Source organism: Nocardia sp. NPDC004260 (assembly GCF_053603155.1).
The window spans coordinates 82105-99039 of sequence record NZ_JBSGEZ010000006.1 but is presented as its reverse complement, the minus strand read 5'-3'; the positions used below and the strand labels follow the sequence as shown (position 1 = coordinate 99039).

Sequence of the window (16935 nt, the reverse complement as noted above, 5' to 3'; positions counted from 1 at the left end):
ATGAAGTTGTTGTGGGCTCAGCTCTTGCGGCCCGGCGCTTTCGCACCGGCCTTGAAGCCGAGACCGCCGGGCTTGGCGCTGGGCGGCGCGACTTCGGGTGCGCCGTTGCCGCTCGCGCCGTTGGTCTGCTCCGGTTCGGCAGCGGGTTCGGGCTTTGCCGCAGGGGCTTGGGCGGCGGGGGCCTGCTCCACCGGAGCTGGCTCGGTGGGAGCCGCATCCTTCGGGGCCGGTGCCGGGGTTGCCTTGCCGGGGGCCTTGGGGCCGGGCCGCTTGAAGCCCGACTTCATGGCCAGACCCTTGGCGGGCACCGTGGGCTTGGTCTCGGCCGGCGCGACTGCGGTCGTGGCTTCGGCCGGTTCCGTAGCCGTCTCGGCGGCCGTTGCCTCGGCTGCCGGGGCCTTCGCGCCGGGAGCCTTGGCCGCGCCCTTCATGGTGAGACCACCACCGGGCGCCTTCGCGCCGCCCTTCATGCCCAATCCCTTGACCGGCTCGGCCGCGGGGGCTTCGGTCGCGGGAGCCTCGGCCGGGGCTTCGGCGGCGGGCGCCGCAGCGGCCTTGGCGCCGGGCGCCTTCGCGGGACCCTTCATGGCCAGACCCTTGACCGGAGCGGCAGGCGCCGACGTGGCCTCGGGCTCCGCCGTTTCCGCGGCGGGGGCCTTGGCGCCGGGCGCCTTGGCCGCGCCCTTCATGCCGAGTCCGCCACCGGGAGCCTTGGCCGGGCCCTTCATGGCCAGACCGCCGCCACCGGGAGCCTTGGCCGGGCCCTTCATGGCCAGACCGCCGCCACCGGGCGCCTTCGCCGGGCCCTTCATGGCCAGACCGCCACCGGTCGGCGCGGCCTTGGCGGGAGCTTCGGCGGCCGGGGCGGGCTCCGGCTCCGGCTCCGGCTCCGGTTCGGGCTCCACCTCGGGCGCCTTCGGCTCCTGGATGACGGTCAGGTTCTCGGTCAGCACCGCGGGCTCGACGCGCTCGATGGCGTCCAGCATCAGCTGGGCGACGTCCACCACCTCGACGCCTTCGCCCTCGCCCTTCTCCTGGCGCGCGGTGACGCCGTCGGTGAGCATCACGCGGCAGAACGGGCAGCCGGTCGCGATCTTCGCGGGCGAGGTGGTCAGCGCCTCGTCCACGCGGTCGATGTTGACGCGCTTGCCGAGCTGCTCCTCCATCCACATCCGTGCGCCACCGGCGCCACAGCACATGGACCTCTCGCCGTGCCGGGGCATCTCGACCAGGTTGGAGCCGGACGCGGCCATCAGCTCACGCGGCGCGTTGTAGATCTTGTTGTGCCGACCCAGGTAGCAAGGGTCGTGGTAGGTGACGTTCTGCGACACCGAGGCCACCGGGACCAGCTGCTTCTGCCGCACCAGGCGGTTGAGCAACTGAGTGTGGTGCACGACCTCGTAGTTGCCGCCGACCTGCGGGTACTCGTTGTTCAGCGCGTTGAAGCAGTGCGCACAGGTGACGACGATCTTCTTCTTGCGATCCTCGACGCCATCGAACACCGAGTTCAGCAGCTCGATGTTCTGCTGGGCCAGCTGCTGGAACAGGAACTCGTTACCCGCGCGGCGCGCGGAGTCGCCGGTGCAGGTCTCCTCCGCGCCGAGCACCATGAACTTCACGCCCGCGGTGGCCAGCAGTTCGGCGACCGCCTTGGTGGTCTTCTTGGCGCGGTCCTCGTAGGCGCCCGCGCAGCCGACCCAGAACAGGTACTCGTAGCCGTCGAAGCTGTCGGCGTCCTGGCCGAAGACCGGGATCTGGAAATCGAGCTCGTTGATCCAGTTGAGCCGGTCCTTGGCGTTCTGGCCCCAGGGGTTGCCCTTGTTCTCCAGGTTCTTGAACAGGCCCGCGAGCTCGGACGGGAACTCCGACTCGATCAGCACCTGGTAGCGGCGCATGTCGATGATGTGGTCGACGTGCTCGATGTCCACCGGGCACTGCTCGACGCACGCGCCGCAGGTGGTGCAGCTCCACAACACCTCGGGATCGATGATGCCGCCCACGTCCGCGCCGCCGACCAGCGGCAGCTCGGCCTCGGCCTTGGCGGCCTCGGAGATCTTGGCGAGCTTCGCTTCGTCCGGGTTGCCCTCGGCGTCGACCAGGCCGACCTCATCGCCACCCATGTCCTTGCGGCCACCGGCCAGCAGGTAGGGGGCCTTGGCGTACCCGTGGTCGCGCAGCGACATGATCAGCAGCTTCGGCGACAGCGGCTTACCGGTGTTCCAGGCGGGGCACTGCGACTGGCAGCGACCGCACTCGGTGCAGGTGGTGAAGTCCAGCCAGCCCTTCCAGGAGAAGTCCTCGATCCGGCCCGCGCCGAAGGTGTCGGTGTCGGGGTCGGCGGTCTCCATGTCGACCGGCTTGCCCTTCGACATCATCGGCTTGGCCGCGCCCAGCGCGACGCCGCCGTCGTCCTCACGCTTGAAGTAGATGTTGAAGAACGCCGAGAACCGGTGCCAGGCCACGCCCCAGGTGACGTTGCGGCCGACGTAGTAGAGGAACGCCATACCGGACATCAGCTTCACGAAAGCGAACAGCGCCACCATCGTGGTGTTCGCGGGCAGCAGCTTCGCCACCTGCATGGTGAAGAAGTCGGTGGCCGGGTCTGAGTGGCCGTAGGCGGCGATCTTGCCCGCCTTCACGAAGATCATGCCGAGGCCCTCGAGCAGCACGATCGCTTCGATGACGTAGGCCGGGCCGAACTTGGAACCGCTGAACCGGGAAAGGCGCTCCGGCACACGCGGGTGGTTGAGCTGCCGCAGGACGATCAGCGTGAGGATGCCGACCACGGTGCCGATGCCCAGGATCTCGTCCCACAGGTGGTAGATCGCAAGGTTGCCGATGATCGGCCAGTGGAACGCCGGGTCGAACGTCTGCCCGTACGCCTCGAACCACAGCATGGCTCCACCGATGAAGCCGATCATCACCAGCCAGTGCGCCCAGCCGACGGTGCGGAATTTGTTCATCCGCGTATGCGCGATGAACTCCACGAGCATCTGCTTGAAGCGCGGAAAGAAGGGCCGCCAACGGTCCGGCGCGGGCTGTCCGATCATGATGGCGCGCGCGATATTGCGGACGCCGCCGATGAACGACGCCCAACACAGAAGGCTGAGCGCCGCCCCAATCGTGCCCAGCGTCACTGTCAGGGCATTCATGTGCGACCTTTCTTTAGAGGCACCACGAGCGCGGCTGGTTCTGCTACCGCCTCGGTTGGCTCGTATCCTAACCGGCAGCAAGTTACCCGCCAGTAACAACCATGTCCATCGTACGATCGGGCTTTTGGGCTATAGCCCCATATGCTGGGGCTTGACCCACTATTTACCTGTGATGAATGTCACAGTAAATTGCCCCGATCGCGCTGGCGAGTGGTCGACCACCACCGTAAACGGCGAAGCATTCCGTCCAGTCGGTAAGGATTGGCTTAGTCCCCATGCCTGATAAGGGATCTCGCTTAAAACGCGGCGTTCTATTAGGCTCACGACGTTCTGATTGCCACGACCGTCTTCACACCGCTCGGGGAGGATCCGGAGCCGACCACCCGGATTTGCTGTACAGAGCTCTCGCGTGCTGAAGACCAGCGGTAACGCACGACCTGATGATGGATTGGAAACTGAATTGAAACTCCGCAGAACCACCGCGGCGGCCGCGATGGTCATCGGTGCGATGACCATCGGACTGGGGACCGCCCATGCCGAGCCGGCCGCCGCTACGCCCGACCCGATCCGGTACTCGGTCAAGCTGGTGGAGAAGACCGTCGTGACGACGCTCAAGGGGGGAACATTCGAGCTGGCCAAGTCGTCCGAGGACGTCAAGGAAGACGACGTCTACCGGATCAAGGATTCGCAGGGCAACGCGGTCCTCACACTGCCGATCGCCTTCAAGGTCGCCGACACCGTCGTCCCGGTGAAGCCGATCGTGAAGGAAGACAACACGGTGCTCGAGCTGACGCCTGAGCAGGGTGTCACCGTGCCCAAGGACAAGCCGGCCAACGCGGTCAACGTCGTGGCGCAGCCGATCGCCTCGCCGATCGAGAACCAGCGCGCGCAGAACGAGTTCGCCAGCCAGTTCGGCATCGCGACCGCCGTCGGCGGCTTCCTCGGCACGGCCGTCGGCGTCATCGGCGGTGCGGTGATCGGCTGCATCCTCGGCCTGCCGTTCCTCGGCGTCGGCTGCATCCCGGCCGCGATCGCGGGCGCGGGCATCGGCGGCATCCTCGGCACCGTGGCGGTCGGCGGACCGATGCTCGCTGTCGCGGGTATCGACCTGATCAACACGCTCCAGGCGCCGGAAGGCACCACCAAGTGGGCGGACAAGCCGAGCGAACCGAAGTAACTCCTCGGTCTCACCCGCTCGTCGGATTCTCGGCGGCCCGCTCTCCTTCGGAGGGCGGGCCGCCGGTCGTTTACCCGGTCAGATCCAGCAGGCCGCGGACGACGTTCTCGCCCAGTTCCTCGCCCAGCGTGCCGAACGAGCGCTCCACCATTTCGAACGTCCCGTCCTCGCGGACGACCAGCACCGTGCTCGCTCTGGTGCCGTGCACGGTGTGCGCGACGAACCTGGCCGACAGTGCCCGCTCCATCTCGTACGGAACGCCGGTGCGCGGCAACTCGTCGTCAGCGGCTTCGGTGCGGTCGGCAAGCACTTCGAAGTAGCGGTCCACCGCACCGGGCTCGGTGCGCACGACCTCGCGCAGTCCGGTCACACCCGCCCGGATCTTGGGCCAGATGGGCTGTGGAGCGATCAGATCGGTTTCCTCCAGGCTCGGACCAGCCGACGTGACGAACGTGCCGTTGGAGAGCCCGTGGAAGCCCGCGGCGAGTTCGCGCGGTTCCGCGGCGCTGCGATTGGAGTGCCACCAGAGCGTGCGCAGGTCGGAGACCACCAGGTTGTAGCCGTTGTAGTCGTCGGGTCCGGCGGCGACGTCGAGCACGTACTTCTCCGGCCCGGGGAACTCGCCCGCCGGACCACGGTCGGACGCGCCACGCAGGAAGTCCATCAGCAGTGCGCCACGGGAACGGGCATCGAGACGTTGATCGGCGGGATTTCGCACGTTCGTGACGGCCGCGAAGCGATTGTCGGCGTGCGGATGGGTGCTCAGGCCGAGCCAGGTGCCGGGCGGTTCGCCCTCGGCCCGGCCGATCGCCCCGGTGTCGCGTCCGGCGAGCAGACCGGGCGCTTCCGGCCACCAACGCATGGACTCGGTCGGCCGGGTATAGAACTCGTCCCGGTTGGCGGCCACGATCAACCGGTATTCCGGGTGCGCGCGCCAGCCGATCAACACCAAACACATGCGGTCCAGGATGCCGGACCGCTACCGCATGCCATGCGGCGTTTCCCCCTGCGGGCCGCGTAAGGGCAGTGGAAAGCCCCTGAGACGGCGAAAGGCCGACAGCTCGACGCTGCCGGCCTTTCGGGCGTTCCCGCGGTCAGTTGGTGCGGACGCGCAGTCCCGGGTTGTCGGAGAGCACCACGTGCACCGGCTGCGCGAACAGTTGCGGCACGTTACCGGTGAGCGCGCCGATCAGGTTCGGGATCTCGCAGATCGGGTAGTCGGCCACCGACGACGCGCTGGAGATGCCGAGCGCCAACCGGCCGGTCACGATCGGGCCGCCGCTGTCGCCGGGCAGCGCGCAGATGTTGGCCGAGAAGCTCTGGGTGAGCTCCCGGTCGCCGACCTGCACGGTCTGGTCGACGGCGTTGACCACGCCGCAGCTGAAGCCGGTGCGCGCACCGGACTTGCACACCGGAGCGCCGACCACGGGGGTCGCCACGCCATCGACCGGAATCGGAGCCGCGCCGGGCGCACGAACGCCGTTGTTGGCGAAGCGGTCCTTGGCCTGGTCGTTGATCCGGATGATCGAGTAGTCCTGCTCGCCGAGCACCGACTTCTGGAAGACGCCGAGTTGCGCGCCGAGGCGGTCGCCGTTGATCTCGTAGACGCCCGCGGCGTTGCCGCTGCCCGCGGACGGGATGTCCGGGTTGCAGTGGCCCGCGGTGATGTTCACCGTGTTGCCGTTGCGGTCGGTGCCGTTGAAGCCGAGCGAGCAGCGCAGCGAGCTGCGTCCGGCGACCGAGGCGTAGCCGTCGCCGCCCGCGAGCGCGCCGCGCGCGTCGCCCGCGATGTCACCGGCCTGCAGAGTGCCCTGCTCGCCCGCCACCGGCGGGGCCATCACGATGACGCGCGCCGGATCGATGAAGTTCGGCATCGGCAGACCCACCTGGTCCACGCGGACCGCGATCGCGTTGTTCACGGTGTCCACCACCGCGCCGCGCACCAGCGACCGCACCGACTCCGGCTGACCCTCGAGCCAGCGCTCGAACGCGCTCTTCTCGCCACGCAGGGCCGCTTCGCTCTTGGCGACGTTGCGGACCTCGAAACCGGCCGACTCCGCGGCCTTCTTCGCCTCGTCGGCGCCGGGGCCCTGCGCCAGCGCCACGACCGCCTTGCCCGCGTCATCCAGCCAGGAGCCGCCGAACACGGCCGGGTACTGCCGCTGGGCGGTGGTGGCGAACGCGGCCACCTGCTGCGCCAGCTCCGCGCGGTGCAGGTACTCGTCGGGCGAGATCTTCAGATCGCGGGTCACCGCGGCGACCAGCTCGGCGGGCAGACCGGGAGCATGATCGGGTTGAGCCGTCGCTACTGCCGCCGTGGGCCCGAACAGCAGTATCGCCGCCGAGGCGGCGATCACTGTCTTTCGGATTACGGTCTGTCGCGCAGTCGATCGGGGAGGTCCTATACGTGGCAGGAGCATGAGCAGACTATATGGGGTTTGACGCGGGATGCCTACTCATCTTGTGGTTCCCGACTCCCTCATAGCCCTCCGACCGGGAATATGCCGATCGCCACACCACGCGGGTGCGCGCTCAGCTCGCGTTCGGCCGGGTGCGCACGCTGATTCCACTGCCGATTCCGCCGCCGGAGGAAGCGTCGATGTCGGCCAGGATCGCCCGGATCGGGATGCCCAGGGACGCGGTGCCGCCGTACTGCGCGAGCGCGATGTTGGCCTCGTTGCAGTTCGGCGCGTCCGCGGCGTTGGAGCCACTGGTGATGCCGAGCGCGAGCGTGCCGGACACGATCGCGCCGCCGCTGTCGCCGCCGAGCGTGCAGGCCGAGCTGGCGAAGCCGCGCACGGTCTTGCTCTCTCCCTCGGCGGTGTAGAGCTGGGTCTCCACCCGGTCGGCGACGACGAAGCCGCAGGTGAACGTGGACGACTGACCGGACTTGCAGACCGGGGCGCCGGTGATCGGGTCAGCGGTGCCGGTGATCGCCAGCGTGGTGCCGTTGGCGCCGCGCACCGAGGGCTGGTCCATGCCCGCCCGCACCGCGCGCTCGTTCAGCTTGATCACCGAATAGTCCAGCGCGGACTGTCCGCCCAGCGAGGCGCGCACGAAGGTGCCCAGTTCGGGGCTGGCCGGGATGTCCCGGACGTTCGGCAGGTAGACGCCCGCCTCCTGGTTGCCCTTGCCGAGGTTCGGATCACAGTGGCCCGCACTGATGTTCAGCGCGTTGCCGGAGGCGTCGACGCTGTTGAACCCGAACGAGCACACGTCAACGGCGCGCAGCGACGAGTCCTGGAGCGAACCGGGTGCACTGATGTAGGTGTCGCCGCCCATCGGCCTGCGCTCGACCGGGCCGCCGCTGTTCGGCGACAGGATGACCTTGATGTTGGCCAGGAGCGTCGGCAGGTTGAGCATGTGACCCGCGGGCGTGTTGGCGACGCTGAGAATCAGCTGACTGTTCAGGAAGTCGATGGCCACGGAGTTGATCGCCTGCGAGATCTCGCGCGGCAGGCCGGTGATCCACTGGTTGAGCTGCACCAGCGAGCCTTCCAGGCTGTCCGCCGACACGGGGGCCAGCCGGGTCTGGTATCCGTCGGCCGCGGCGATCTTGGCGGCGTCCAGCGAGGTGACCGCCATGACGGGCTTGCCGTCGGCGCCGATCCAAGCGCCCGCGTAGGAATCCGGCCGCTCCGAACGGAATCCGCGCGCGTAGTCGCGCAGTTGCTGGGCGCGCGCGGCGCGGTCCAGGTATTCCGTCGGGGTCATCTTCAGATCCCGTGCGATGGCCTGCACGAGTTCCGGAGGGAGATTGTCCGCGGCCAGCTGCGCCGGTGCATCGGGTACCGCCGAGGCGGTGGTCGTGCCGAACAAGGGAGCCAGGAGAACGGTCGATGCGATGGCGACAGCTTTGACCGCGGCGCGACGCGCCACCAACTTGCGCATGAAGTCCCTTCGTCGGCACGCACGTGCCAGCTAAATCCGTGGCCACGGGCAGAAACCGTTGGCACACAGTCTTCGTCCAGCAACCGACCGGTGTGTGGAAAATCATCCGACAACCCGGTCAGCGCAACACTCTAAGCCACAAACCCGGGAAGGACGCTACTAATCACCGACTACCCGGTATTCCCATTCCGGGGATGGTCGGGATCTGCGGCAGCTGCTGACCGAACGGATTGGTCGTGGGCGCGGTGGTCCGCGTCGCCGAAGTCCGAGTGGGGGTGGTGGTCGGCGTGGTGGTGGGCGTCGTCGTTGTCGTCGGTTCCGGCGTCGTCGTGGTCGGTTCCGGCGTCGTGGTCTCGGTCACCACCGGTGGCTCGGGCGCCTCGGTGGTCGTGGTCGCCGTGGTGGTCACAACCGGAGGCGCGGCCGGGAGCACCGACGTCGGCTCGGACTTGGCGTCGGGCAGCGGCGGCACCGGCGTCTCGCTGCCGTCGCGCAGCAGCATGGCCACCACGATGCCGCCGAGCACCAGGCCGATCGCCGCGGCGCCCGCGATCAGCAGCGGCGTGCGTTTCGGTCGCCGCGCTGCGACCGCGGGCTGCGGCTGCTGCTCGACCTGCTTCGTTTCGGTGGCCACGACCGGCTCGGCGACCGGGATGGCCGCCGAGTACGCCTGCGGCTGCGCGTCGGCGGCGGGCACGGCGGGGATGACGATGGTGTCCACCGTCGAGTTCTCCGCGGTGGACGGGTCCGGCGGGGTGGCCCCTGCCGGAGTGGCGAGCACCGCCGCCAGCGCCCCTCTGGCCGCGTCGTGGGCGAACGATCTTCCGTCGGCTCCGGTTTGGGCGCTGGGCAATTCACCCTCGCTGACCAGCAGCACCGAGCGCAGACCGAGATAGTCCAGCGCGTCACGCAGTGAACGCACCTGCTCTGCGGGCCAGTCCGCCGGATGCGTCGCGTAGAACTCGGCCGCTCCGCTGAGATGTTCGGCGGCCAGGTTGATCAGGCAGAACAGGGCGGTCGCGACGAGGTCTTCGGCGCGGTACGCCTCACCGTCGTCGACGGGGATACCCGCCGGGTCGCCGACGGCGGCCACGAAGCCGCTGATCGAGTGGGACTCCTCCGTGGGCGGGGGACCGCCCAGTTCGGCGTCACCGTCCTCGGACATGTGCAGTACCGACTCCCGGACGATGTACTCCGGCTGCTCGTCACCGTCGGTGACGATGACCGCCGTGCACTCGTCGTCGGCGACGCGCAGGCCAACCCCAGTGGCCATCCTCACCTACCTCGCTTCGGCGTTCCCGCTGACGGAGCCGCACCCGGTCACACCAGAAGCGAACCGTGTCCCATGGCGCGGAGCATCGACAATAACTCCGAACGGGAACGGGCACCGACCCGGCGTCGGATGCGCGCGACGTGGTGCTCCACCGTCTTCGCCGAAATGTACAGGCGCGCACCGATCTCGCGATAGGTGAGCCCGAGCAGAACCAGCTCGGCCACTTCGCGTTCCCGTTCGCTGAGAATCGCGGCCTGCGGCGGCACGGGCGGCGGGGTGTCGCCGTTGTGCGCGGCCGGGGCTGCCTGCCGAGCCTGCGGCTCCTGCGGACGGGCGTCGGCGCGAACCGTGCGGGCCAGTTTGAGCAGCGCGGTGGCCGTCGCCGAGTCGGGCGCCGCGAGCGCCGCCTCGCTGGCCAACCGGGCGCCGTCCCAGGTCATGCCGATTTCGGTGAGGGCGGCGACCGCCGCGTGGACCGGCGCGCTCACCACCTGGCCGCGCAGCACCAGCACCCAGGTACGGCCCGCGTCGGCGAGTACGGCGGCGTGCCGGTCACCAGCCTCGGCCGCGGCCTTCAACGCGCGTGCGTGGGGCAGCAATTCCTCGGGGCTCTCGTGGGCGATCGCGGCCTGCACGCCGTACCAGTGGAAGGCGTTGGACCACGCGGGCGGATCGTCCAGGCGGCGCAGCAGCGCCAGCGCGGCGTCCACCAGGGGCGCGATCCGGCGTTCGTCGCGCATCCGGATGGCGGCCAGCCATAGTTCGCCGATCGGCAGCAGCGCGAGCAGGTCGGTCTGCACGTCGTCGAAGAGCGGATACGCCGCCTGCCACGCGCGGGCCAGCGCGGTGTGGTCGCCGCTGCGCCGGGCGAGACCGACCGAGACGCCGTGCGCGAGCAGGCGGTCGCGGACGTCGAGCCGATCGTGGTCGAGCGCGGCCACGGTGGCCGCGGCGGCGCGCTCGTCGCCGCCGAGCATCGCCGTCCAAGCCGCGAGCACGTCGAGTTGATGGCAGCGCAGGCCGCTCGCCGTGGCTCGCCGCAACGCGTCCTGGGCGCGGCGGGGCTCGCCGGTGCCGAGCGAGAGCAGCGTGGCGATGGAGGCCGCCGTGCAAGGCAGGAAGCGGTCCATGCCCGCATCCGCGTGGGCGGCCTGGACCAGCGCCGATACCGCCGCGGCGGTGTTGTTGCCCGGTTCGATGGTGTCCGCGAGCGCGGTCGCGATCAGCCGCGCGTGCGCGCCCGCTTCGGTAGGCGGCCACTTCGTCGCCGAGGAGGACATCTCCCGCGCGCCGGCCACGTCGCCCGCCAGGCACAGCACCGTGGCGCCGACGGCCCAGTCCGGGCCGACCCGGTGCCCCCCGAGCCAGGTGTACAACTGCGCCGCGCGACCGACCAGGCCGCGGCGGGTGAGCACCGCCGCGCAGATCCGCACCGCCGTAGCGAGTTCCGCGCCCGTGCTGCCCGACCGCGCCAGCATCGGCTCGGCCAGGCGCATGGCGGTCTCGCCGTCGCCGGTCCTGGCGGCCGCCTCGGCCCAGCGCAGCGCGATCAGATCCAGTTCCGCACCCGCGGCCGCCGCCGCGGCGTAATAGCGAACCGCGTCGCGGCCGGCTTGCTCGGCGGCGTCGACGAGGAAGGAGGCCAGCCGCGGATCGCGGACGCCGGACTCGGCCAATTGCAGCGCGGTGCGGTCGCGCAGCAGGCCCGCCTCCAGCCGGGCGCCGAGCAACCGGCGCTCGACCGCGACGAACCTGCGGTCGCCGAGCAGCGTGCGCAGTGGGGCAACGGCGGGTTCCAGCAGTAGGTCGGCGTCGGTCACCAGGGCGCTGGCCCTGGCTCGGTCGATGAGATCCTGCGCGACGGCCTGCTCCACGCCGAGCACCTCGGTGAGCTCGCTGGAATCCAGGCCGGTGCCCGTCGTGGCGACCACCAGGGTCTCGAGCAGGTCGGGCGCGAGGTTGTCCAGCAACCCGCGCGCCCACGCGGCGACGGCCGTGTCGACGGCGGTGATGCCCGCGTCCAGGCGCGCCGAGCAGGCGGCTGTGAGCGCCGCCACCACGCCGCCGCGAATACCCGCGGTCTGCACATGAATGTGTTGCGCGACCTGACGCGGCACCATCATGCCCAGTTCCCGGGCGAACGGCGCCATGTCCGCGACGCCGAGCGGGCGCAGGTCGACCACGCGACCACGCCGGGCGACGGCGTCGGCGAGCATCCGCAGCCGCGGGTCGTGCGGGCGCGGCTGCGCGGCGATCACCATCGTTCGATGTCCGGATTCCACTGCGGCGCAGAGATATTCGAGATCGAGTCGGCCCAGCGTGTGGGCATTGTCGATGATCAGCGCGGGGCGGGCTATGTCGGTCGTCACGCCCGCGGTGCTCGTCGTGTGGTGCGCGGGGTGCGCGCCGTTGCGCGCATGCGCGTGCTGGAGCGCGGCGATGTCGTCCTGCAACGGGACGCCGCGGGCGCGCAGACGAGCGCGGATCTCCGCGAGCAGCGTCGACTTGCCGGTCTGGGACCGGCCGCGGATCAGGTAGACCACCGGTTGGTCGTCGGCGGAATCCAGATCGCGGAAGATGTCGCGGGCGCAGGGCAGGGTGTCGAAGGCGGTATCAGCCACCGGAGCCTCCCAGGATCTCTCCGGGAGCGCGCAACACCGTGCCGAGGGGGTCGCCCAGCGCGCCGGTCGGCAGGCTCGGGGCGGTCGGCGGTGTGGGCCGGGGCTGTTGCTGGGTCGGCGCAGGCGGGTTGGTCGGCGCCGGTGCTGGCGCGGGGGCGGGAGACGGCTGTTGGGATTGCGGCTGCGGCGCGGGTTGCTGCGCCGGGGAGTCCACGGCGGGCGCGGGCGCAGGTTGATCGGGATTCTGTTCGCTCTTCACCACGGCCGCGGTGGTGCCCTGAGCTGCGGACGAAGGCGAACCGGCCTGCGGCGCGTCGTTCTTTGCCCGCGGTCGGCCGGTGGCGCTCGCCGAGTCCGTGGCGGCGACACCGGAAGGTGCGGATTCCGTGCCCGTCTGCGCGCCCGTCGTCGCGGCGACCTGGACGGCGCCGGTGCCGGACTGCTCGGTCGAGGCGGGGCTGTCCTGGCCGGACTGGATGCTGGTGCCGATGGCGAGCGTGCCGGTCGCCAGCAGGCCGATGGCGGCCGCGATACCGGCTACCACCGCGATGCGCTGCCTGCTGATCAGTGCGCGCCTGCGCGCGGGCGGCTCCTCGGGCAGCGCCGCCAGTCCCGCCGAGGGCAGCGCTCGGGGCTGCGGCACGGTCTCGTCCTCGACCACCGGAGCGACCATGGGGAGTTGGTCGGTCTCGGCGGCGAGCAGATCGGCGGCCAGCAGCGCCGCGCCGCGTGCCGTGGTGTGCTCGGGATCCGGGGCCGCCACGACGGGCAATCCGAACTCGGAGGAGACGAGTTCGGCGACCAGCGGTATGGCGCCTCCTCCTCCGGTGAGCAGGACGCGGCCGACGTCGCCGATATCGAGCCCGGCCCGGTGCACCGCGTCGCGGATCAGGTCCATCGCACTCAGCAGCGGTCCGCGCAGCAGGTCTTCCAGTTCACCTCGCACCAGTCGCACGGTGCTGCCGTGCGGATCCGCGGGGTCCACGCGCACCGGAACAACGGTCGCGGTATTTATGGAAAGCTCTTCTTTCGCTTTCCTGCAGTGCTCGCGCAATGCCGATAATCCGCGTTCCACCATTGGATCGAACGGATCGAAATCCGCGGCGAGCACCGCATTAGCCAGGACATAGCGCATGGTCAGCAGATCGAATTCCGCGCCGGCGACGTCGGTGCTGCGCAATGGTGTGCCGAGCAGGCTGGCGTGCTCGCCGGTACGGACCACCGAGACGGTCGAGCCGGTGGCGCCGAGATCGAAGACGATCACCGCGCCGTCGTCGGCCCTGCCGTGCGCGGCGTCGAGCCAGCGGATCGCGGCGGTGGGCTCCGGCACCAGCGTCACCTCGCCGAGCCCGGCCCGCTCGAGGGCGTCGCGCTGGATGTCGACGGTGTGCCGCGACCACCAAGCCGGGTGGCAGGCGACCGTCGCCTGAACGGCGCTCGGGCCGCTCTCGGCGGCAATCTCGTCGACCAGGCAGCCGATCGAGGTCGCCACCAGGTCGGGGGCGGAATAAGATGAGCCGTCCTCGGCGAGGATGCCGACCGGGTCGCCGACCCTGGCGAGGAAGCCCTCCAGCAGAACGTCGCTGAAATGGCGGCCGGTGGAGCCTGCGCCCGCGCCGAGCGTGGGCGCCATGTCCGGCGACAGCCGCAGCACGCTCGGATGCGAGCGTAGGTAGCCGCCGCCGGACCGGCCGAGGCCGTCGTCGCCATCCTCCGTTGCCGCCACGGCGACCGAATTCGACGCCCCGACAGTGATGCCGAGCGCCAGGCGCTGTGTCATTCGAGAACCCCGTTCGAGAAGCTGTCTGTTCCGGTGTCGCTGCTGCATGTCCGAGATCGTGCGCTGGGCGTTGTAGTTGCCGACGCAACCGTTCTGTCGGTTGCTGGCCATCCGCCGTTACTTCGTTAGGGGGACGTTTAGGGAAATTCCCCTAATTTCGCTCGCACCCCTATCCGGCGGCCCCGGCCGGTCGTAGGGGTTCGCCCCGTTTCGGCGTAACGCGATGCGCTCCTAGCGTGATTTGCATTCCAACGACTGCGGATCAGCGAGGTCCGCCGGGACTCAGGAGAAGATTCTCATGACACCCAACGCGATTCTGGAGTTCATCCTCGGTCTGCTGCGGAACCAAGAGGCCGCGGTCGCCTACTGCGCCAACCCGACCCAGGCGCTGGCCGCCGCCGGCCTGAGCGCGGTGACGCCGGAGGACATCGCCCTCTGCGCCCCGATGGTCGCCGAGTCGGCTCTGGTCACCGGCGGTTCCCAGTTGCAGTCCATCGTGGCCGCGGGCGCGCAGACCGGCACGGCCGCCGCGATCGGTGCGGCGAGCACCGTGGGCGCGGCGGCGGTGGCGGATGCCGGAGTCGATCTCGGCACCGATCTCGGCGTGGATCTGGGTGCCGGTGCGGGTGGCGGGCTCGACGTCGACCTCGGTGTCGGTACCGGCGTGGACGTGGGTGCCGGACTGAACACCGCGATCGAAACCGGCCTGGAGATCGGCGCAGGTCTGGGCGCGGGGCTGGCGGCGGGCCTCGACACCGTGGTGAACGCGGGCGCCGACCTGTCCGCCGCCGTGGGCGGCCTGCTCGGCGCGGGCGCTCAGGTGATCAGCGGTATCGGCGCGGGCCTCGACCTGAACGCCGACGCCCAAGGGCTGGGCGACATCGCCGCCGGACTGGAGACCGGCCTCTCCACCGGCATCGACGCGGGCGCCGGCCTCGGAGCGGGCCTGGAAGGCGCGGCGGACGCGGCGGTGGGCTTGGGCGCCGGGCTGGAAGGCGCGGTGAACGGGGCAGCGGGCCTGGGTGCCGGACTCGGCGCGGGGCTGCAAGGCGCGGTGGACGCAGCGGCCGGTCTGACCACGGGTCTGGACGCCGCTTTGGGCGCGGGTGCGCAGGCGGGCGCTGGCCTCGGCGGGGTGATCGACGCGACGACCGGTTTGACGACCGGGCTCGGCGCGGGCCTGGAAACCGCCATCGGTGGCGCGGCGGACATCACGACGGGTGTCGGCGCCGGTTTGGAAGGCGCTGTGCAGGGTGCCACGGACATCTCCGCGGGATTGAACGCGGGCCTGGAAGGTGGTCTGGGCGCGGCGACGGATGTGACCTCGGGCCTGGGTGCCGGTCTTGGGGGTGCTGTCGACGCGACCACCGGCCTCGGTGTGGGTCTGGACAGCGCGGTCAGTGGTGCGGTGGACCTCACCACCGGTGTGGGCGCGGGCCTGGAGGGTGGTCTGGACGCCGCGACCGACGTAACCGCTGGGCTCGGTGCGGGTGTCGGGGGAGCTGCGGGTGCGGCGACCGATCTGACCGCAGGCCTGGAGAGCGCGATCGGCGGGGTGGCGGATCTCGGTACCGGCGTGGGTACGGGCCTCGAAGGGGCCGTCGATACGACAACTGGTCTTGGTGCGGGCATTGGGGGTGCGGTCGATGCCACGACGGGGCTCGGTGCGGGTCTGGAGGGCGCTGCGGCTGCCGCCACGGATCTCAATGCGGGTCTCGAGGGCGCTCTCGACGCGACGACCGGCTTCGGCGCCAACCTCGGAGGCGCTGTGGATGGTTCCGCTGGCGCTGCTACGGACTCGACCGCGGGCGTCGGTGCGGGTCTCGGCGGTGCTGTCGATGCGACGACCGGCTTGGGTGCGGGCCTGGGAGGTGCTGTCGATGCGACGACCGGCTTGGGTGCGGGCCTGGGAGGTGCTGTGAATGGTTCGGTCGGTGCCGCTACGGATTCGACCGCTGGTGTCGGTGCGGGTCTGGAGGGTGCTGCGGGTGCCGCCACGGGTCTCGGCGGCGCTGTGGGTGGTTCCGCTGGCGCTGCTACGGATTTGACCGCTGGTGTCGGTGCGGGTCTGGAGAGTGCTGCGGGTGCCGCCACGGGGCTTGGTGCGGGTCTTGGGGGTGTTGTTGATGCGACGACCGGCTTGGGCGCGAATCTTGGAGGCGCTCTGGATGGTTCCGCTGGCGCCGCGACGGGTCTTGGTGCGGGTCTGAACGGTGCTGTCGATGCGTCGAGCGGTCTGGGTGCGAATCTCGGGGGCGCCGCGGGTGCGGGTCTGGAGGGTGCGTTGAACGGTGCCGGTGGGGTGACCACCGGTTTGGACGCGGCTCTCGGCAGCGGTGCGCAGGCGGGTGCCGGTCTCGGCGCCGGAGCGTCCGCCGGACTGCACGGGGCGGCCGACGCGGGTGCGCAGATCGGGTCGGGTCTGGAGACCGGGCTCGGTGGAGCGCTCGATGCCACCGGGCAGGCGACGACCGGGCTCACCGGCGGAATCGACACCGCCGCACAGGGTTCAGGCAACCTGGCCGCCGGACTCGGAAGCAACTTCTCCTCCGCCATCGGTGGTGCCGGAAACCTCGGAACGCAGGCGACGGCGGGCCTGGAGACCGGACTCGCCACGGGTCTCGGCGCGGCCGTGAACACCGGAGCGGAGCTCGGCGGCGGACTCGACAGCTCGCTGCACACCGGCGGGCAGGCCGGTACGGGCCTCGGGGCCGGTCTGGGCGGGGCGCTCGACGCCGGAGTCCACGGGGCGAGCGGCCTGGAGACGGGTTTGTCCACCGGCCTCGGTGGGGCCTTGTCCACCGGCGTGGGCGGTGGCGCACACGCCGGTACCGGCCTTGGAGCCGGGCTGACCGGTGCCATCGACGGCGGTGCGCAGGCAGGTGCGGGGCTGGGTTCGGGGCTTTCGGCTGGGCTCGATGCGGGAGCTCAGGCGGGTGCCGGACTCGCTTCGGGTTTGTCGGCCGGACTGGGCACGGCCGCTGAAGCCGGTGCGGGACTCGGCTCCGGACTTTCCACCGGAATCGAGGGTGCGGCTGGTT

The 16935-nt window shown here is 70.5% G+C and carries 9 protein-coding genes; 2 read left to right on the top strand and 7 right to left on the bottom strand.

Annotated elements, in window-relative coordinates:
- Positions 1-17 precede the first annotated feature (17 nt).
- The gene (locus ACWEO7_RS06045; RefSeq protein ID WP_452421185.1) at positions 18-3152 is read right to left on the bottom strand and encodes a (Fe-S)-binding protein; all 3135 of its coding nucleotides are present in this window, start codon (positions 3150-3152) and stop codon (positions 18-20) included.
- A 460-nt stretch (positions 3153-3612) separates the two neighbouring features.
- On the opposite strand from ACWEO7_RS06045, the gene ACWEO7_RS06040 reads away from it, so the two are divergent.
- On the top strand, positions 3613-4329 hold the full coding sequence (locus ACWEO7_RS06040; protein ID WP_355071465.1) for a hypothetical protein: 717 nt from the start codon (positions 3613-3615) through the stop codon (positions 4327-4329).
- Positions 4330-4399: 70 nt separating this feature from the next.
- Here ACWEO7_RS06040 and ACWEO7_RS06035 read toward each other — a convergent pair whose 3' ends face one another.
- From ACWEO7_RS06035 to ACWEO7_RS06010, 6 genes are all read right to left on the bottom strand, one after another.
- Complete coding sequence (locus ACWEO7_RS06035; RefSeq protein ID WP_452421183.1) at positions 4400-5287, bottom strand: NRDE family protein; 888 nt, start codon at positions 5285-5287, stop codon at positions 4400-4402.
- A gap of 136 nt (positions 5288-5423) precedes the next feature.
- The gene (locus ACWEO7_RS06030) at positions 5424-6686 is read right to left on the bottom strand and encodes a trypsin-like serine protease (RefSeq protein ID WP_452421181.1); all 1263 of its coding nucleotides are present in this window, start codon (positions 6684-6686) and stop codon (positions 5424-5426) included.
- A gap of 175 nt (positions 6687-6861) precedes the next feature.
- A complete protein-coding gene (locus ACWEO7_RS06025) occupies positions 6862-8220 on the bottom strand; it encodes a S1 family peptidase (protein WP_452421179.1) in 1359 nt (452 codons plus the stop codon).
- 163 nt (positions 8221-8383) lie between these two features.
- Entirely contained in the window at positions 8384-9493 is a 1110-nt protein-coding gene (locus ACWEO7_RS06020; protein WP_452421177.1) for a hypothetical protein, read from the bottom strand.
- A gap of 47 nt (positions 9494-9540) precedes the next feature.
- The gene (locus ACWEO7_RS06015) at positions 9541-12114 is read right to left on the bottom strand and encodes a LuxR C-terminal-related transcriptional regulator (protein ID WP_452421175.1); all 2574 of its coding nucleotides are present in this window, start codon (positions 12112-12114) and stop codon (positions 9541-9543) included.
- Positions 12107-13894, bottom strand: coding sequence for an Hsp70 family protein (locus tag ACWEO7_RS06010; protein ID WP_452421173.1), 1788 nt, complete (start codon positions 13892-13894; stop codon positions 12107-12109). The genes ACWEO7_RS06015 and ACWEO7_RS06010 overlap by 8 nt, the downstream gene beginning before the upstream one ends.
- 298 nt (positions 13895-14192) lie before the next feature.
- Here ACWEO7_RS06010 and ACWEO7_RS06005 point away from each other — a divergent pair.
- A partial coding sequence (locus ACWEO7_RS06005) for an IniB N-terminal domain-containing protein (RefSeq protein WP_452421172.1) occupies positions 14193-16935 on the top strand: 2743 nt, incomplete at its 3' end.